Annotated in this window: 14 protein-coding genes; 13 read left to right on the top strand and 1 reads right to left on the bottom strand. The window is 54.1% G+C overall.

Annotation, left to right across the window (positions count from 1 at the left end):
• Positions 1–202 precede the first annotated feature (202 nt).
• The 11 genes from AAA927_RS10450 (at position 203) to AAA927_RS10400 (ending at position 12,598) form a co-directional block, all read left to right on the top strand.
• Positions 203–1,015 (top strand): hypothetical protein, encoded by an 813-nt coding sequence (locus AAA927_RS10450; RefSeq protein WP_338217775.1) that lies wholly within the window; start codon positions 203–205, stop codon positions 1,013–1,015.
• Between the two features lie 265 nt (positions 1,016–1,280).
• Positions 1,281–2,387 (top strand): pyruvate dehydrogenase (acetyl-transferring) E1 component subunit alpha, encoded by a 1,107-nt coding sequence (gene pdhA / locus AAA927_RS10445; protein ID WP_338217774.1) that lies wholly within the window; start codon positions 1,281–1,283, stop codon positions 2,385–2,387.
• A 2-nt stretch (positions 2,388–2,389) separates the two neighbouring features.
• Positions 2,390–3,367, top strand: a complete 978-nt coding sequence (locus AAA927_RS10440; protein ID WP_338217773.1) for an alpha-ketoacid dehydrogenase subunit beta — start codon at positions 2,390–2,392, stop codon at positions 3,365–3,367.
• A gap of 15 nt (positions 3,368–3,382) precedes the next feature.
• Positions 3,383–5,005: a dihydrolipoyllysine-residue acetyltransferase gene (locus AAA927_RS10435; RefSeq protein WP_338217772.1), complete on the top strand. Its 1,623-nt coding sequence runs from the start codon at positions 3,383–3,385 to the stop codon at positions 5,003–5,005.
• Between the two features lie 3 nt (positions 5,006–5,008).
• Positions 5,009–6,412 (top strand): dihydrolipoyl dehydrogenase, encoded by a 1,404-nt coding sequence (lpdA, locus tag AAA927_RS10430; protein WP_338217771.1) that lies wholly within the window; start codon positions 5,009–5,011, stop codon positions 6,410–6,412.
• Between the two features lie 131 nt (positions 6,413–6,543).
• Positions 6,544–7,422, top strand: coding sequence for a Rossmann-fold NAD(P)-binding domain-containing protein (locus tag AAA927_RS10425; protein ID WP_338217770.1), 879 nt, complete (start codon positions 6,544–6,546; stop codon positions 7,420–7,422).
• Complete coding sequence (locus tag AAA927_RS10420) at positions 7,419–7,697, top strand: UPF0223 family protein (protein ID WP_338217769.1); 279 nt, start codon at positions 7,419–7,421, stop codon at positions 7,695–7,697. The genes AAA927_RS10425 and AAA927_RS10420 overlap by 4 nt, the downstream gene beginning before the upstream one ends.
• Positions 7,698–7,701: 4 nt before the next feature.
• Positions 7,702–8,472 (top strand): inositol monophosphatase family protein, encoded by a 771-nt coding sequence (locus tag AAA927_RS10415; RefSeq protein ID WP_338217768.1) that lies wholly within the window; start codon positions 7,702–7,704, stop codon positions 8,470–8,472.
• 278 nt (positions 8,473–8,750) lie between these two features.
• Entirely contained in the window at positions 8,751–10,595 is a 1,845-nt protein-coding gene (gene typA / locus AAA927_RS10410; protein WP_125580985.1) for a translational GTPase TypA, read from the top strand.
• A gap of 208 nt (positions 10,596–10,803) precedes the next feature.
• A complete protein-coding gene (locus AAA927_RS10405) occupies positions 10,804–12,144 on the top strand; it encodes an Nramp family divalent metal transporter (protein WP_338217800.1) in 1,341 nt (446 codons plus the stop codon).
• A 106-nt stretch (positions 12,145–12,250) separates the two neighbouring features.
• On the top strand, positions 12,251–12,598 hold the full coding sequence (locus tag AAA927_RS10400; protein WP_338217767.1) for a hypothetical protein: 348 nt from the start codon (positions 12,251–12,253) through the stop codon (positions 12,596–12,598).
• Between the two features lie 48 nt (positions 12,599–12,646).
• On the opposite strand, the gene AAA927_RS10395 is transcribed toward AAA927_RS10400, so the two are convergent.
• On the bottom strand, positions 12,647–13,972 hold the full coding sequence (locus AAA927_RS10395) for a C1 family peptidase (protein ID WP_338217766.1): 1,326 nt from the start codon (positions 13,970–13,972) through the stop codon (positions 12,647–12,649).
• Between the two features lie 296 nt (positions 13,973–14,268).
• Here AAA927_RS10395 and AAA927_RS10390 point away from each other — a divergent pair, with 296 nt between their 5' ends.
• Both AAA927_RS10390 and AAA927_RS10385 read left to right on the top strand, forming a co-directional pair.
• Positions 14,269–15,438 (top strand): FtsW/RodA/SpoVE family cell cycle protein, encoded by a 1,170-nt coding sequence (locus AAA927_RS10390; protein ID WP_338217799.1) that lies wholly within the window; start codon positions 14,269–14,271, stop codon positions 15,436–15,438.
• A complete protein-coding gene (locus tag AAA927_RS10385) occupies positions 15,431–18,868 on the top strand; it encodes a pyruvate carboxylase (protein WP_338217765.1) in 3,438 nt (1,145 codons plus the stop codon). The genes AAA927_RS10390 and AAA927_RS10385 overlap by 8 nt, the downstream gene beginning before the upstream one ends.
• Positions 18,869–18,877 lie beyond the last annotated feature (9 nt).

Raw genomic sequence — 18,877 nt, 5'->3', positions numbered from 1 at the left:
CTGTTTCGCAGAAAAATAACCCAAGGTGGAACTTGGGGGCACAACGGCGAGTGAATGAAAGAAGGTGAGCACATGAAACAAGCAGTTGATGGTGGTAGTCCGGACAATGCAGATCCCGGAAGGCTTGATCGTGTGCCACCACTTATATGCCATAAGTCATAAGGCGCATCGCTAAGCCTCTCTGGGAAGAGAGGAGCATACGATGTTGATGCAAGTACAAAGCGGCTTGAGTCAAGCTCAAGTCCAAAAAATCCAATTTGGCACCAGCCAGCGTGCCCAGACCCTGCGGCCAACCTTTCCACTGCGTCAGCTCGCGGTGCTGACGCTTGGCCTCGCATTGTTGGCGGACCGCCTGTTTGACCAAGCCTGGCTGGGCCTGGTACCGGTTGTCGTAGCCGCAATCCTGATCTTGGCCGCACGCCATGTGTTTAACCAATGGACCAAGCGGCTCGACGCTGATCGCCCAGTGCTCGTGATTCGCGACGGGTTGCGCCGGGCAATGAAGCGCAACAGTTTGGTCGTCGGTGACGTGGTTGAATTCAACGCTGACACGGTTTTGCCGTTTGATGTTGAAACCAGCGCACCGGTGCAGGTTGCAGGCTGGCTCAAAGTTATTTTGACCTTGACCAACCAGACTTGTGCCGCAGGAATCGCCCCGGCTGGCAGCACCTTGCTGGCCGATGCCCAGGTGGTCATTGTGGCCACCGGTGATCAGCGGCTCGGTGTGCAACTGACCCACGCCGTTTTTTCTGGACAGCAGGCGTTAAGCCTGTGGGCCTTTGCTAAGATGGGGCTTCACCTCTTACTTAGTCAATGCAAAGCGGTTGGCCAATGGTTCGTTGGCCTGCGCTTTAGTCAAGTTAAAGCCGTATCAGGCTGGGTTTTGCCTGATGCGCAAGGTTTTACCCCGATCGTGTTCGATTGGTCCCTGGTAGAAAACCAGCAGGCCGCGAAAGAAGCAGCCTTCCGGTACCACCAGGATCCTGTCACGTCGCCCAGTCTCGTGGCCGGTTAATGCTTAATGCTCTAAAGTCCTCACCTCAAAGTGAGGACTATTTTTTTTGCCTTTTGAACACCACTGTTATCAGGCAAAACTTAAAACTGTTTCAACAAGATTGTGAGGCCTTTCACAGTTGTTGTAAAGGCATTTCACTTTTCTAATCTTAAATGTAAAACGCTTGCATTCCGCATTTTGTGATGATAGGCTTGATTTGTAGGAAATGTAACTAATACAGTTACACAAAAATAGTGAAACAGTACAACGAAAAGAGGGACTGATTATGGCAAAGCATGCAGCGGTTGATTTTGAGCAGTTGTTAAGCGGCCAGGCAACAGATTTTCCTGAGATCCAGATTCTTAATGAAACTGGCGAGGTGGTAAATCCTGACTTGATGCCTGACTTAGAGGATGATCAGCTGGTGGCGCTGATGCGGCAAATGGTGTGGTCACGGGTCCTTGACCAGCGGGCCACGGCTTTGAACCGGCAAGGGCGCTTAGGCTTTTATGCGCCGACGGCTGGTGAAGAAGCCAGTCAGTTAGCCAGTGCCTTTGCAATGAAGAAAACGGACTGGTTGCTGGGTGGCTATCGTGATGTCCCGCAGCTGATTCAACATGGCCTCCCGCTGGCGAAGGCGTTCTTATGGTCACGGGGCCATGTGGTCGGCAATGAGTATCCTGCAGACCTCCACGCCTTACCGCCTCAAATCATCATCGGCGCTCAGTATGTGCAAACTGCTGGGGTGGCTTTGGGCCTGAAGAAAAACGGCAGCGATGAAGTGGCCTGGACGTATACCGGTGATGGTGGCACTTCACAAGGGGACTTCTATGAAGGGGTCAACTTTGCCGGGGCCTTCAAAGCCCCTGCGATTTTTGTGGTGCAAAACAATGGCTTTGCGATTTCTGTCCCGCGGGCCAAGCAAACCGCGGCAGAAACCTTGGCGCAAAAAGCGGTGGCCATGGGAATTCCAGGGATTCAAGTCGATGGCATGGACGCCCTAGCCGTTTATGAAGTGATGAAAGAGGCGCGGGCGTTCACGGCCGCGGGCAATGGCCCAGTGCTGATTGAAACACTGACTTATCGTTATGGGCCACACACCTTGTCTGGAGACGACCCAACCCGTTATCGCAGCAAGGAAACCGATGAACTTTGGCAAAAGCGCGATCCGCTGATTCGGATGCGCCAGTTCCTCACCGCCAAGGGATTGTGGGACAAGGAGCAGGAAGATGCATTGATTGAGCAAACCAAAGCCGAAATCAAAGCGGCCATCAATGAGGCGGATCAAGCCCCGAAACAAACCGTTTCCCGTTTCCTGAAAGATACCTATGAAGTTGCACCGCAGAATGTCAAAGCCCAGCTAGCGGCCTATGAAGCAAAGGAGGCTAAGTAATCATGACTCAGAAAACGATGATTCAAGCGATTACCGATGCCCTGGATATCGCCCTGAAAGATGATCCGAAAACCCTCGTCTTCGGTGAAGATGTCGGCAAAAACGGCGGGGTCTTCCGTGCCACCGATGGCTTGCAGGCCAAGCATGGCGAAGACCGGGTGTTTGATACGCCGCTGGCGGAAAGTGGCATTGGCGGCTTGGCGATTGGCCTAGCCTTAACTGGTTGGCGGCCGATTCCTGAAATTCAATTTTATGGGTTTATTTTTGAAGTGATGGATAGTATCGGCGGGCAAATGTCGCGGATGCGGTATCGCATGGGCAACACCCGGCAGATGCCAATTACCATTCGCGCACCGTTTGGTGGCGGCGTGCACACGCCGGAAATGCACTCGGATAACTTCGAAGGGCTAGTTGCCCAATTCCCAGGCATGCGCGTGGTGGTACCAAGTAATCCCTATGATGCCAAAGGGTTGCTACTGGCTTCAATTCAAAGCAATGATCCCGTCCTGTTTCTCGAACACATGAAACTGTATCGCTCCTTCCGCGGCGAAGTGCCTGAAGGTAGTTACACCGTGCCGCTGGATCAAGCGGCCGTGACCCGGGAAGGCACAGACATTACCGTCGTGACCTATGGCGCGATGGTGCGCGAAGCGATCAAGGCCGCAGATGAACTGGCCAAAGAAAATATCAGTGTGGAAATTATTGACCTGCGTACAATTGCCCCACTGGACACGGCTACAATTATCCACTCGGTAGAAAAGACCCATCATGCGGTGGTGGCCCAAGAAGCCCAGCGCATGGGCGGCGTCGCCAGCACCGTGATTGCCGAAATTTCGGAGCACGCCATTTTGAGCTTGGATGCCCCAATCGGGCGGGTCGCAGCGCCAGATACGCCGTTTCCATTTGGTGAAGCGGAATCCATCTGGCTCCCGAACGCGAAGGATATTGCGGCCCAAGTCAAAGCGACGTTGGCATTTTAAGAAAGGGACATCATCATGGCATACGAATTTAAATTACCTGATATTGGCGAAGGTATCGCTGAAGGCGAAATCGTCAAATGGCACGTGCAGCCTGGCGATACCGTTGAAGAAGACGATACCTTAGTCGAAATTCAAAACGACAAATCAGTCGAAGAAATCCCTTCTCCAGTGAGTGGGAAGATTTTGAAGGTCCTGGTACCGGAAGGGGAAACTGCCACCGTTGGCGAAACTCTGGTGGAAATTGATGATGGTAGCGGATCGGCAGCAGAAACAGTACCCGCTGCCCCTGCCTCAGCCGCGCCTGCCGCACCAGCGCCGGCGAGTGGTGAAGGCCGCTACGAATTCAAATTACCGGATATCGGTGAAGGGATTGCTGAAGGGGAAATCGTCAAGTGGCACGTCAAAGTTGGCGATCACGTCGAAGAAGACGACACCTTACTTGAGGTCCAAAACGACAAATCAGTGGAAGAAATTCCTTCACCAGTCACCGGCACCGTCACCAACATTCTGGTAGCAGAAGGCGAGACTGCCACGGTGGGACAAACTTTGATCGAATTAGATGCGCCAGGGCACAACGCACCAGCCGCCGCCTCGGCGACTGCCCCAGCTACTCCGGCTGCCCCTGCACCTGCGACCCAGGCCGCGCCAGCGCCAGCGGCACCAGCCGCGCCAGTGGCGGCAGTTGATCCCAATCGTGAAATTTTGGCCATGCCTTCCGTGCGGCAGTATGCTCGCCAGCAAGGCGTTGACTTAAGTCAGGTGCCAGGTACTGGCAACCGCGGCCGAATTTTGAAGGCTGATATTGATGCCTTTAAAGCGGCCCCAGCCGCGCCGGTGGCGGCCGCGGCACCCCAGGCGGCACCAGCCCCTGCGGCTAAGCCAGCCCCAGCTAAGCCAGCGGTCGCGGCCTATGCGCCAGCCGCAGACGTTGCAGCGCTGGAAACGCGCGAAAAGATGACGCCAACGCGCAAGGCCATTGCCAAAGCCATGTTGGCCTCCAAGGCTCGCAGCCCGCATGTGACGAGCTTTGATGACGTTGAAGTCTCTAAGCTCATGGCCCACCGCAAAGCCTACAAGCAGATTGCGGCCGATAAAGGCATCAAGTTGACCTTCCTGCCGTACATTGTCAAGGCTTTGGTCACGATTTTGCGCGACTTCCCAGCGCTGAATGCCTCGATTGATGACAGCACCGATGAAATTGTGTACAAGCACTATTTCAATGTTGGCATCGCCACGAACACCGAGCACGGTTTGTATGTGCCAGTCATTAAAGACGCGGACCGCAAATCAGTCTTTCAAATTGCCAAGGAAATCAGCGAAAATGCCCAAAAGGCCTATGATCAGAAATTGCGGCCCAACGAAATGACCGGCGGCTCGATGACCATCTCGAACGTTGGCTCGATTGGCGGCGGCTGGTTCACGCCAGTCATCAATCAGCCGGAAGTCGCCATTTTAGGCGTGGGCAAAATTGCCAAAGAGCCATGGGTCAATCCGGAAGGCGAAATCGTGGTGGGCAACATGCTCAAGTTGTCGTTGAGCTATGACCACCGCCTGATTGATGGCGCGCTGGCCCAAAACGCGTTGAATGAACTGAAGACACTGCTGGCAGATCCTGATCTGCTGCTGATGGAGGGATAACACATGGTCGTTGGAGATTTCGCAATTGATTTGGACACGGTTGTCATCGGTTCTGGCCCTGGCGGCTATGTGGCGGCGATTCGCGCGGCGCAAATGGGCCAGAAAGTGACGGTGATTGAAAATACCTTCATCGGCGGGGTGTGTCTGAATGTCGGCTGCATTCCCAGCAAGGCCTTGATCAATGCTGGTCACGCTTTTCAGGCGGCGCAAGGCGGCAGCGTCTTTGGGGTTCAAAGCCAAGGCGCAACCCTGGATTTTGCCAAAACCCAAGACTGGAAGCAACATCAGGTCGTGGAGAAACTCACCGGGGGCGTGGGAATGTTATTCAAGAAGCATCATATTGACGTGGTGTGGGGCACTGCCTTTTTGAAAGATGACCACAGCCTGCGCGTGATGCAAAAAGATTCGGCGCAGACCTACACGTTCAAAAACCTGATCATCGCGACTGGCTCGCGGCCGATTGAAATCAAAGGTTTCAAGTTCGGTCCGCATGTGCTTGATTCCACGGGTGGTCTGAATCTGCCAGCAGTGCCGAAGGAGTTTGTGATTATTGGCGGCGGCTACGTGGGTTCGGAACTGGCCAGCGCCTACGCCAATCTGGGTGCTCATGTCACAATTTTGGAAGGCACGCCATCAATTTTGCCGAACTTTGAAAAAGACATGGTGCAACTGGTCACAAAATCGTTCCAAAAGCGCGGTGTGACTGTCATTACCTCAGCCATGGCGAAACAGGCGGAAGAGACTGCCGATGGCGTCAAGGTCACCTACACAGTGGACGGCCAGGATCAAACCATTGCGGCGGATGCCGTGATGGTCACGGTGGGCCGGCGCCCGAATACCGACAACCTTGGCTTGGAAATTGTGGGCATCAAAACCACTGAGCGGGGATTGATCGAAGTCAACGCCCAAGGGCAAACCAACGTGCCTAACATTTATGCGATTGGCGATATCGTCGCCGGCGCCGCTTTGGCCCACAAGGCCAGCTACGAAGGCAAAATCGCAGCTGAAGCCATCAGTGGCAAATCAGTCGCAGTGGACTACAAGGCGATGCCAGCAGTGTGCTTCACAGATCCGGAACTCGCCACGACTGGCCAGACCTTGGCGGAAGCCAAAGCGGCCGGCATCAAGGCGAAGGCTTCTAAGTTCCCGTTTGCTGCCAATGGCCGGGCCATCAGTCTGGATCAAACCGATGGCTTTGTGCGGATGGTCACCAATGAGAACGGCACCTTGATTGGCGCCCAGGTGGCGGGCCCTGGCGCTTCAGATCTGATTTCCGAATTGACCTTAGCCGTGGAAACCGGGATGAACGCCGAAGATATTGCGCTCACCATCCACCCGCATCCAACCTTAGGGGAAGCCATCATGGACGATGCCGAATTGGCCTTGGGCATGCCGGTGAACATTTAATCTCGCTTCATCAGGTGCGGCTTTGCCATTGGCGGAGCCGCATTTTTGTGGGCGCGGTAATTTGTGACCTAAATGTATTAATATTCTTCCTTAAAATTAGATAAAATTGACTTTATCTGGGAGGACATTTTATGAAAAAAGTTGTGGTATGTGGGCAAAGTGTTGCCACGGCCGAAATTGCCAGTCGATTAATCCAAAGTCGCTTGCCGCTGGCGGTGATGGTAAGCGCCGCCCAGCCTGAGGCACTAGGCTTAGCGGCCTTGAGCGCGTTGAGTGCGGTGTGTGACAATCCGTTTAGCAAAGCCACGCCGAAGCAATTCGCGACGGCTGACGTCTTGGTGCTGACGGACTACGCTGAGGCCGGGGACCTCACCGCGAATTTGGCGGGGATGCGCAAAGTGATTAACGAAGCGATGGCGGCTGGTTTTGCTGGCAAAGTGATTGTCGCGATGCAAGCTAGTGAGTTGGGGACTTACTTCGCGCAACGCTTTTCGGGTTTACCCAAAACCGCGGTGCTGGGACTCGGCACCATGGCGCTGACCCAATGCTTCGAGCGCCAAATTGCCAACGCGTTTGACGTGCCTGCCGATGCGGTCACGGCGTATGCGGTAGGAACGCAGCAGGATTTTGCCTTGCTTTGGAGTCGGGCATTTATTGGCGCGACGGCGGTGATGAGCTTATTGCAAGGTGAAGATGGCGCTGCTTTGATGGCGCAGTGCACTGAGGCCTGCACGACCTTCGCAGAGCATGTTGACGCCACTGTCGCTGGCCGGTTAGTGGAGCGCTTGCTGGCGGCCTTATTTGGGCGCGCCTTGATTGCACCGGTGGCGAGCCTGTATGATAATGAGGCCAAGCCGACGGTATACGCGCGGCCGGTGCAAATTGATGCCCGCGGCGTGACGCCAGCTTTTGAAGTCAAAGGCTCTGAAGCCGAGAACACTCAGCTGGAGGCGTGCCTTACCCGGCTGGCTGCACAAATCGCGGCAGTGGAAGCAGGAGAGAAAGCATGAAACCGAATTATGAATACCCGCTAGACTTAGACTGGTCGCAGGCTGAGATGGTCAAAGTGACGACGTTTTATCAGCTGGTGGAGGATGCTTATGAAAAAGGGGTCAACCGGGCTAACTTGCAAGCCGCTTATCAAGGTTTTAAGCAGGTGGTGCCGACGAAAGGCGAAGAACGCCAGCTTGGCCGTGCCTTTGAGGCGGTATCTGGTTACTCGTTCTACCGGGTCGTCAAGCAGGCGCAGGCTACCACGAGTAATCGCTTTAAAATGAAGGAGTGACATTGTGGATATCAAAGCCCTCGATGAAACGGTCAAAGGCTGGCTGCAAGTGAGCCGCCAGCAAATTCTGGCGGCGATGCAGCAACCACTGACCGTAGCCACCAAAAGCAATCGCAATGATTTAGTCACGAATGTCGACAAAGCCAACCAAGCCTTTCTGATTAAGGAAATTCACGCCGCTTTTCCCGATGCCAGTATTGAAGGGGAAGAAGGGCAGGCGGCCAAGGCTGATCGCCTGGCCGGGCTGGTGTTCTTCGTTGATCCGATTGATGGCACGATGAACTTCGTCAAGCAGCAGGCCAACTTTGCCGTGATGATTGGCGTCTACCAAGACGGTCAGCCGCTATATGGCGCAATCATGGATGTGATGCGCAACGAGGTGATTACCGGTGGGCCGAACCTAGCGCCGAACCTGAATGGTGAGCCATTGACGCCGCCGCTGGATCGGCCTTTTGAAGCCAGTTTGGTAGGCATCAGCGGGCCGATGGCAATCAAAAACCGCCTGCATCTCGGCGAGTTAGGCTTGGCCTCCTCTGGCGTGCGGATGTCTGGCAGCGCAGGGATGGAGTTTAAAAGTATCGCCTTGGGCCGGTTAGGCGGCTATGTGTCATGGCTCCAGCCTTGGGATGTGGCAGCGGGGCTTGCCATCGGTCAAGGGTTCGGCCTAGTGGTGACCCGCGGCGATGGCCAACCGCTTGATTTACTGGAAGCCGGGGTCGTCGTGGCAGGCATGCCTCAAGTCCACGCGGCCTTTATTGCCGGCATGAATGCGTAATCAGGAAACCTAGGCGGGGTTTCTTTTCAGAAAGTCTATCCACACCCCCGCCTTTGTGCTATAATTTCAAAACGAAGACTGCCTCGCATGAGGCATGTTTTTTTGAGCAAAAAAAGCGGTGTGCTTGCGGGAACGACGAAAGCCGCCGTCTGAGTCAGGACCCAAAATCTCCTGATGGCCTGGCGGTAAAACCGCGCAGGTCGTGCAGCCGATGAGGCGAGGCAGCAGTCAAGTCGTGCCCTTGAAAAGCAAGGCACGCTGAAAGGAAGTTTAGATACTTGAAGACACGTGACGATATTCGGAATATTGCGATCATTGCCCACGTCGACCATGGTAAGACCACCTTGGTTAACGAAATGTTGAAGCAATCCGATACCTTACCAGAACACACCCAAATTGGCGATCGGGCAATGGACACCAATGCCATCGAAAAAGAACGTGGGATCACGATTCTGTCCAAGAACACCGCCGTGAAGTATGGCGATACCACGATTAACATCGTGGATACCCCAGGGCACGCGGACTTTGGTGGTGAAGTGGAACGGATCATGAAGATGGTCGACGGCGTTTTGTTGGTCGTGGATGCGTTTGAAGGCACCATGCCTCAGACTCGTTTCGTTTTGAAAAAGGCGCTGGAGCAGCACCTGACCCCAATTGTGGTCATTAACAAAATCGATCGTCCCGGTGCTCGTCCCGCCGAAGTGGTGGATGAAGTGCTCGAACTCTTCATCGAACTTGGCGCTGACGAAGACCAGCTTGAATTCCCAATCGTTTATGCTTCCGCGCTGAACGGGACTTCCAGCTACTCCGATGATCCGGCTGACCAAAAGCACACCATGGTGCCTTTGTTCGACACCATTTTGAAGACCATTCCGGCGCCGGTCGATAATTCCGACGAACCGCTGCAATTCCAAGTGTCCATGTTGGACTACAACGACTATGTGGGCCGGATCGGGATTGGCCGCGTGTTCCGCGGCACGATTTCCGTTGGGGATAATGTTACCGTCATGAAGCTTGATGGCAGCAAGAAGAACTTCCGCGTCACCAAGATCTTTGGGTTCTTTGGTTTGAAGCGCGTCGAGGTCCAAACCGCTAAAGCCGGCGACTTGATTGCCGTGTCCGGGATGGAAGACATCTACGTTGGTGAAACCGTCGCCGCAGCCGATACCCCAGAAGCGTTGCCAATTCTGCGGATCGATCCACCGACCTTGCAGATGATGTTCATGCAAAATGACAGTCCGTTTGCCGGCCGTGAAGGCGACAAAGTGACCGCCCGCAAGCTGGAAGACCGGCTGAAGGCGCAGCTGCAAACTGACGTGTCCTTGCGCGTTGAAGACACGGACCGCGCCGGCGCCTGGATGGTTTCCGGCCGTGGTGAATTGCACTTGTCCATCTTGGTGGAAGAAATGCGCCGCGATGGCTTCGAGCTGCAACTGGGCCGCCCAGAAGTTATTTATCGCGAAATCGATGGCCAAATGATGGAACCTTACGAAGAAGTCCAAATCGACGTGCCAAGCCAATACACTGGTACGGTCATCGATGCGATGGCGCAACGTAAAGGTGAAATGCAAGACATGGCCGATGAAGGCAATGGCCAAACCCGGCTGGTGTTCTTAGCGCCATCACGCGGCTTGATTGGTTACTCCACCGAGTTCCTTTCATCCACCGGTGGTTACGGGATCATGAACCACACCTTCGAAAAGTACATGCCAGTCGTTAAGAACTGGACGCCAGGCCGGACTAACGGGGCCTTGGTTTCCATCAACGCCGGCACGGCGACAACCTATTCCCTGCAAAGCATTGAGGAACGTGGGCAACTGTTCATCGATGCCGGGGTTGAAGTTTATGAAGGCATGATTGTCGGCATGAATAACCGGGAAACCGACATCGCGGTTAACGCGACGAAGGGGAAGAACCTGACCAACACCCGGGCAGCTGGTAAAGACCATGCTGCTGCCATCAAGACGCCAAAGGACATGAGCTTGGAAGAGTCCATCGAATTCTTGAATGACGACGAGCTATGTGAAGTGACCCCAGAAAGTGTTCGCCTACGCAAGAAGATTTTGAACACCGGCGAACGTCAAAAAGCAGATAAGCGCAAGAAGATTGCGGCTTCGAAGTAATGAAGCACCAGGCAGCCGCCAACCAGCGCATGGTTGGCGGCTGTTTTTTATGGCCGGTTTTGGTTGGCTAAATCAAGGGAAAAAGGTTTCAGAACCGGCCGCAGACCGGTATACTTAAACCAGCAAAGCCGAATAGTAGAAACAATGAAAAAGCGTGGTACTTGGAGGTGGGAAGATGGCCAAGCCATCCCGGAAAGACAAACAGGTGATGTTTGCCGAGGAAACGCCAGGGAGTAAAAGCCTTGACGAGATTAACGGTAGTATCGCCGTGCCCAAGGACGCCGGCTTTTGGCGGACGCTCTTCACTTACACTGGCCCTGGCATTTTAATCGCCGTGGGTTACATGGATCCAGGGAACTGGATCACTTCGATTGCCGGGGGCGCGCAGTTCAAATACACGTTGCTCACTGTGGTTTTGATTTCCAGTTTAACGGCCATGTTGCTACAGGCCATGGCGGCTCGGCTTGGGATTGTCACCGGCAAAGACCTCGCCCAACTGACCCGCGAACGCACGGGCAAAAAGACGGGCATTGTGCTGTGGATCATTACCGAACTCGCGATTATGGCCACTGACGTCGCAGAAATCATTGGTTCCGGGATTGCCCTGGAGCTCTTGTTCAAAATCCCGCTGATTGTCGGCATCTTGATTACCGCTGCTGACGTCCTGATCTTGCTGGTACTGATGCGGCTGGGCTTTCGGAAAATCGAAGCGATCGTGGCGGTGTTGGTGGCCGTGATTTTGCTGGTGTTCTCCTATGAGGTGCTCCTCTCCAACCCAAGCGTCGGGGATATTCTCCGAGGCTATATCCCCAGTCCGACGATTTTAACTAACCGTTCCGAACTTTACTTGGCGCTGGGGATTGTCGGGGCCACGGTGATGCCCCATGACTTGTACCTGGGCTCTTCCATTTCCCAAACGCGCGCGGTGGATCGCAAGGATCGCGCTGCCGTCAAAAAGGCGATTCGCTTCACGACAATTGATTCCAACATCCAGCTGACCATTGCGTTTGTCGTTAACAGTTTGCTGCTGATATTAGGGGCGGCGCTGTTCTTCGGCACGAATTCCGATTTAGGGCGCTTTGTGGATCTGTTCAACGCCTTGCAGGACCGGCAGGTGGTGGGGGCAATTGCCAGTCCGGTACTGTCGATGCTGTTCGCCGTGGCGCTGTTGTCTTCCGGGCAAAGCTCCACCATCACCGGCACGTTAGCCGGCCAGATTATCATGGAAGGCTTCATTCGCCTGAAGATGCCGCTGTGGGCGCAGCGCCTGTTGACGCGGTTGCTTTCGGTGACGCCGGTGCTGATTTTTGCCATTATCTTCAAAGGTGACGAAGCCAAAATCGAAGGTTTATTGACCTTTTCGCAGGTCTTTCTCAGCGTGGCCTTACCGTTCGCGGTGATTCCGCTGGTGCTTTACACCTCGAATCGGGATTTGATGGGTGAATTCACCAACCGCGCGTGGGTTAAATACACGGCCTGGTTTATTACCGTCGTGCTGATTATCTTGAATATCTGGTTGATTTTACAAACCTTTGGGCTGACCGCCTAAGCCGATGAAGCTGCTGTGATGGCAGCTTTTTTGGTCGGCTGCGAAGGCCTTTTGCTTGCGCCGGCGCCGCGCAGTCTTTAAAGTGCAGGGCAAAGGGGGAGAGCAGATGTTAGATGTGAAGGATAGTTTAGCTAACTTAACTTGGACCACCACGCACCATTTGGCCCACATTCAAAACCGGCATCCATTTATGCGCCGCTGGGCGGTGCAGTTTGAACTGGCGTACACCGACTTTCGCGTGATTCAAATTGCCTTGCAACTGGAGGGCCATCACCACGACCTGCTGGCTGATTTTGCGCAAACGTATGAGGCCATTCACCGGTATGAATTTGCCTTTGCCGGCGACGGATTAGAAGGGTTTGATCAACAATACGGTGATCAATTGCCAGATTACGCCGCCCAAGTTGATCATTTCGAGGATCTGGTGGCCCAAATTCGCGATTTGCAAGCATAAGAAAACGCCTCAGCCATGCGGCTGAGGCGTTTCGTTGTCTTCATCAAGTTAGTTCAATTCATCCCAGGCTTCCAACGCAATCGGCGTGGTTTGGGTCGCGGCCAAAATCTTTTCGCTGAGTAAATCCTTGCGAATGGCGACTTCATAGGCATATTTTTCAAACCAATCCTGGTCGGCAACGTAATAGCCGTCGTTGCCGCGCTCTTTCCCCCAGGAGTTTTCCACCTTCCAGCGGGTTGGCTGGCCGTTTTCGAGATTGACCCCGGTCAGGGTCATAGCGTGAGTGACGGCCGCTTCGCGAGTCGCAAAGCGTTCGGCCAGCGGCATGGTGACGTCAAACCCAAACAAGGTGGAATAGTCATACAAGCCGCCGGTCAAGGTGCCAGTATCGCGATCCACGTCTTGGCCGACATCATTGCCGAACCAAACCGCGGCGCCGGCTTGCAGCTGACTGATGGCCATCGCTTGCAGGTCTTCGCGCGGGACGTTGACGAAAATAATCGGCCGCCCGCCGACCACAGTGTTTTGACTCGGCAGGGTGTAAGCCTGGTAGTACTGTTTGGTTGGCCGCGGATCAGCGACTAACAGCACAAACTGGCTCAAATCCCAGCCTACATACTTCTCATAGAAAGTCTTAGGCGTGAGGCCCCGGTCTTCATGGAAATTATTCTTGTCATCACGGTAGCTAAAGTCGAAGCTTGCCGGCGGATTACCGTAGGCATAAGCGACGACGCGATAGATTTCGGAGAGTTGCTCTTGTTTCAGGGCGCGCAAGGCGTCATCGTCTTGACCAGCTTGGGCCGCTTTTTGAATTTCGGCGGCGGCTTGACGCAGCTTTAAATTCAACACTGAATTGACTTCGCCCGTTTTGGAGCTGTTGTAGGTTTCAGGCATCACCGACTTCGGGACAATCCCATATTTTTCAATCAAAGCCGGGGCGTTGTCGAATTGGCCGCCATCACCATCGGGCTGTTTGAGCAATTCCGCCAAGGTCCGGTCCTCAGTGGGGGAGGCAGCTTTCAGTTCAATGACATGTTCCAAAAACAAGTTGGCCTTTTCAATGCGGTCATAGAAGGCCAGGAAGGCTTGGGAGAATTCCAGGTCCTTCAAGCCGAGCTTTTCGCCGGCAAAATGGCGCATGGTGTTCAACTCGGAAAACAGCCAGCAACGGCCAGACTGCTTTTGGTTCGTGACCGCGCCGGTGCTTAGTTCTAGGGAAAAAGCCGGTTTAATGGCCTTATCATTCAGCGGGCCGCGGGCTGCTTGGTCTGGACCCACGTTCTGCGTGGCTTTACTCAAAGCTTTACTGGCGGGATCGTTAGCCAGTGCTGCTTGATAGCGGTTGATCTGTCCAAATGAAATCGGTTGTGCCAATCCAATCACTCCTCACAAAATTCAATAGCCCCAGTCTACCGCTTTTCTATGAGCACGCCAATAAGGAGATGAGAGATTTATTAAAAATTCGCATCAGAACGAGCCGAAAATTAATTGGGTGTTCGGCTGTTTTTTTAACGAAACCATGGCAAATCGACTGACTTTTTTGATAATGTTCGGCTTTCACGCGAACAATTTTTGCTGGCAACCACCTTCATGCCTGGTAAAACCGGCTTGGCGAGGCGGGGTATATGCTATAATAGTCACAACTTTGCCGCGAAAGGGCGATTTCGGTGCTGAAGAAACTGCATTTTCTCGATTACTACATCCTAGTTCCTTATTTGGTTTTGTGTGCCATTGGCGTCGTGATGGTCTATTCAGCCAGTGCATACTGGATTCAAACCCAGTATCACATGGCCGATTACAGTTACATGGTCAAGCAGCTCGTGTTTGTGCTGCTGGGGCTGTTGTTAACGTGCTTTTTCTACTACTTTAAGCTGTCGGTGCTACGGCATCCGCGCGTGCAGCTGGTGATGTGGGTCGTGCTGTTTGCCATGCTCATTTACCTGCTAGCCTTTGGGAAAAGTGTTAACGGGGCGGCGGCCTGGATTCCGCTCGGGCCGATTCACTTGCAACCGACTGAATTTGCCAAGTTAGGCATCGTCATCTACCTGGCCTATATGTTTACCCAGCGCCAGGAAATCATGCGGCGGCCTGATTTCTCAGTGAAACAGCTAAGTAAACCGCTGATCTTGGTGGGCGTTTGTATCATGTTGGTGGTGCTGGAACCTGATGTTGGGGGGATGGCGATTTTAGCCGGCATTACGCTGGTGATGCTGGCCGCTAGTGGTATTTCACTGCGCTACGGGGTGACCGGGGCTGGCGTGTTGGCGGCGTTAATTGCCGCTCTGTATTGGGTGCTGGCCAATGTGCAGCTACCAGGCTGGTTGACCAAATACTATCAGGTGAAGCGGTTGGAAGCGGCGGTCCACCCCTTTGCCCAAAGCAAGCATGCTGGCCTGCAGGTGGTGAATTCGCTGCTCGCCATCAATCATGGCGGCTTTTGGGGCGTGGGGTTAGGTAATGGCACCCAAAAACTTGGCTACTTGCCCGAGCCGCAAACCGACTTTATCTTGGCCGTGATTGCTGAGGAACTGGGGCTAGTCGGGGTCGTCGTGGTGCTGGGGCTGATTTTCTTTCTGATCATGCGCTTCTACCTGATTGGCATTCGCACCAAAAATACTTATTATTCCTTGCTTGCTTATGGGATTGCAACCATGATGCTGATTCAAACCTTGTTCAATGTTGGGGCGGTGAGCGGCGTGCTGCCTGTCACTGGGGTCACGCTACCATTCGTCTCTTATGGCGGGTCCAGTATGTTGGTCTTAGCCATCTGTGTGGGCATTATGCTGAATATTTCTGCCAGTGAAAAGCAGCTGAAAGAAAGGACGTTGACACATGCGTAAGGTGCTCGTAGCAAACCGTGGCGAAATTGCGGTGCGGATTTTTCGCGCCAGTGAAGAACTCGGCCTCAAAACAGTGGGGATTTTCGCCAAGGAAGATGAATTGAACATCCATCGCTTCAAAGCGCAGGAAAGCTACCAAGTTGGCGCCGGCGAAGGCCCAATTGCGGCCTATCTCGACATGGATGATATCATCCGCATTGCCAAAATCAGTGGTGCGGATGCCATCCACCCCGGCTATGGCTTACTGTCGGAAAATGCGACTTTTGCCCGGAAAGTCGAAGCGGCTGGTCTCACCTTTGTTGGCCCCCGACCGGAGCTGCTGGAGATGTTTGGCGATAAAGTGGCAGCCAAAAAAGCCGCCGTTGCCGCCGGGCTGCAAACGATTCCCGGCATGACCACGCCGACGCGAGATTTTGCCGATATTTTGGCTTTTACCCAAGAACATGGCTTTCCCATCATGCTGAAAGCGGCCAGTGGCGGCGGCGGTAAAGGGATGCGGATTGTGCATACCGAATCCGAGCTGAAGCAGGTCTATCAAAATGCCGTGAACGAAGCGGTGTCGAGTTTTGGCGACGACCGCATGTATGTTGAGCGCTATCTGAAAGATGCCAAACACATTGAGGTTCAGATTTTAGGCGACCACTACGGCAATATGCTGCACCTGTTCGAGCGGGACTGCTCGGTGCAGCGCCGCAACCAAAAAGTGATTGAAATTGCGCCGGCAGTTGGCCTGGCGCCGGCTTTGCGGGCAGCCATTTGCGATGCGGCGGTGCAGCTGATGGCCAGTGTGCACTATGACAATGCCGCGACGGTTGAATTCTTGGTGGAAGGCGACAAGTTCTATTTCATCGAGGTCAACCCACGGGTGCAAGTGGAGCACACCATCACCGAACTGATTACCGATGTCGATATCGTGCAGTCCCAGCTGCGCATTGCGGCCGGGGAAGACATGTTCAAGGATATCGGCTTGCCCCACCAGGCTGATCTGACCTACCGCGGCGCGGCTATTCAGTGTCGCATCACGACAGAAGATCCGACCAACCATTTCATGCCAGATACCGGCACCATCACGACCTATCGCTCCCCAGGGGGCAACGGCGTGCGGCTGGATGTCGGCAACGCTTATGCCGGGGCCGTCATCAGCCCATTTTATGATTCACTGCTGGTGAAAACTTCGGTCCATTCCGGTACTTACCTAGGCGCTGTGGCTAAAATGCAGCGCGCTTTGAGTGAATTCCGCATTAGTGGGGTGAAAACCAACCTGGCTTTTCTGCTGAATGTCCTAGAAAGCGCCCCGTTCCGGAGCGGCGCTGCCACTACCACCTTTATCGACGACACGCCAAGCTTGTTTAAACTGCGGCCGGTGGAAAGCCGCACCGTTCAGCTGATGACCTATATCGGTAACACTACGGTGAATGGCTTCCCTGGGGTTCATCAACACTCGCAAAAGCTGCTAGCAGATTTTGATTATCAATCCCGTTTTCCAGCAACGACGCCCGCCACAGATTTGGTGGCGCTACTGCATGATGGCGGGCCGGCAGCGGTGACCGCCTGGGTCAGCGCGCAAAAGCGGGTACTCCTTACCGATACTACGCTCCGCGACGGGCACCAAAGCTTATTTGCCACGCGGATGCGGACGCGGGATATGGTGCGCATCGCCCCTGACTTAGGTAATGCGCTGCCGAACTTGTTTTCCGCAGAAATGTGGGGCGGCGCCACTTTTGATGTGGCTTATCGCTTCTTAACGGAAGATCCTTGGACGCGGCTTGATCAGCTGCGTGAGCTGATGCCTCATACGTTGCTGCAAATGCTGTTCCGCGGCAGCAATGCGGTGGGTTATCAGAATTACCCGGATAATGTGATCAAAAAGTTCATCGAAACCGCCGCGGCTCACGGCATCGACGTCTTTCGAATTTTTGACTCCCTGAATTGGGTGCCGCAGTTGACCCATTCGATTGATGCGGTTAAAACCACCGGCAAGCTGGCAGAAGGGACCATGTGTTACACCGGCGATATTCTGGCTAGCACACACCCGAAATACAGCCTTCAGTATTATGTTGATCTAGCCAAAGAGCTGGTCAACGCCGGCGCCGACATCCTGGCGATTAAGGATATGGCGGGGCTACTCAAGCCGCAAGCCGCGTATGAACTGGTCGCGGCCTTGAAAGACGCCGTGAGCGTGCCGATTCACTTGCACACCCATGACACCACTGGTAATGGGATTGCCACCTATGGCCAGGCCATTGCCGCCGGGGTCGATATTGTCGATGTGGCGCAATCCGCCTTTTCTGGCACCACCAGCCAGCCGAGCATGGAAAGTCTTTACTATGCTTTGGCGAATGACCCGCGGCAACCTGATCTTGACGTGCAAGCCGCCGAAAAACTGAATCAGTATTTTGAACAAGTGCGGCCGTACTATGCCGATTTTGCCAATGGCGTCACTGGTCCGCTAACGGATATTTACACCGTGCAGATGCCAGGCGGCCAGTACAGCAACTTGCAACAACAAGCGCAAAGCATGGATTTGAACGATTTTGAAGCCGTGAAGGCCATGTACGCTCAGGTTAACGAGCTATTCGGCGATATTGTCAAAGTCACTCCGTCCTCTAAAGTGGTTGGGGATATGGCCTTGTTCATGTTGCAAAACCAGTTGACGCCACAGGATGTGCTGGACCATGGCGAAACCATGGACTTTCCAGCGTCAGTGGTGGACTTTTTCAAAGGTGACCTCGGTCAACCGGTTGGCGGCTTCCCTAAGCAACTGCAAGCCAAGATTCTGAAAGGCCAAGCCCCGCTGACTGAACGGCCTGGCGCTCTGGCTCAGCCCGTGGACTTTGAAGCGGTACGCAGCCGCATCAGCAAAGGAGAGGTCGCTTCAGATGCGCAAGTTCTGAGTGCGATTTTGTACCCAGAGGTTTACGACCAGTATGTCCAAAATCGGGAGCAATATGGGCCCGTGACGGCTTTGGATAGTCAAACCTACTTCCAAGGGATGCGCACCGGGGAACGCATTGCCATTGATATTCGCCCGGGCCTGCAGGTCATTGTTCAACTTGATGCCATTTCTGAGCCAGATGCTAGCGGTAAACGCACGCTGTATTTCACGGTGAATGGCCAAAAGCGGGAAGTGCAAATTCAGGACAATCACGTTCAACATCAAGCCAGCACGCTGCGCATGGCCGAACCAACGGATCCTGAGCAAATTGGCGCGCCAATGGGTGGCCGGCTGCTCAGCGTTGAAGTGGCAGTGGGTGATCAAGTGACGCAAGGCGACCCGTTGTTTGTGACCGAGGCGATGAAGATGGAAACCACCGTCCACGCCCCGTTCACCGGCACGGTTAAGCATTTGTACGCTGCGGCAGGCGATATGATTGAAACCGGCGAATTGTTGGCCAAGTTGAAGCAAACCGCGCCGGCGGCATTGGATTAAGTCATTAAT

The organism is Lacticaseibacillus salsurivasis, assembly GCF_036246225.1.
Classification (GTDB): Bacteria; Bacillota; Bacilli; order Lactobacillales; family Lactobacillaceae; genus Lacticaseibacillus; species Lacticaseibacillus salsurivasis.
This window is presented reverse-complemented; position numbering and strand designations above follow the sequence as displayed.

Bases quoted from the DNA above. Each gene is read 5' to 3' on its own strand.
- AAA927_RS10450 (WP_338217775.1), top strand. From the start codon at position 203: ATGTTGATGCAAGTACAAAGCGGCTTGAGTCAAGCTCAAGTCCAAAAA.
- pdhA (WP_338217774.1), top strand. From the start codon at position 1,281: ATGGCAAAGCATGCAGCGGTTGATTTTGAGCAGTTGTTAAGCGGCCAG.
- AAA927_RS10385 (WP_338217765.1), top strand. From the start codon at position 15,431: ATGCGTAAGGTGCTCGTAGCAAACCGTGGCGAAATTGCGGTGCGGATT.
- AAA927_RS10440 (WP_338217773.1), top strand. From the start codon at position 2,390: ATGACTCAGAAAACGATGATTCAAGCGATTACCGATGCCCTGGATATC.
- lpdA (WP_338217771.1), top strand. From the start codon at position 5,009: ATGGTCGTTGGAGATTTCGCAATTGATTTGGACACGGTTGTCATCGGT.
- AAA927_RS10435 (WP_338217772.1), top strand. From the start codon at position 3,383: ATGGCATACGAATTTAAATTACCTGATATTGGCGAAGGTATCGCTGAA.
- AAA927_RS10405 (WP_338217800.1), top strand. From the start codon at position 10,804: ATGTTTGCCGAGGAAACGCCAGGGAGTAAAAGCCTTGACGAGATTAAC.
- AAA927_RS10400 (WP_338217767.1), top strand. From the start codon at position 12,251: ATGTTAGATGTGAAGGATAGTTTAGCTAACTTAACTTGGACCACCACG.
- AAA927_RS10425 (WP_338217770.1), top strand. From the start codon at position 6,544: ATGAAAAAAGTTGTGGTATGTGGGCAAAGTGTTGCCACGGCCGAAATT.
- AAA927_RS10420 (WP_338217769.1), top strand. From the start codon at position 7,419: ATGAAACCGAATTATGAATACCCGCTAGACTTAGACTGGTCGCAGGCT.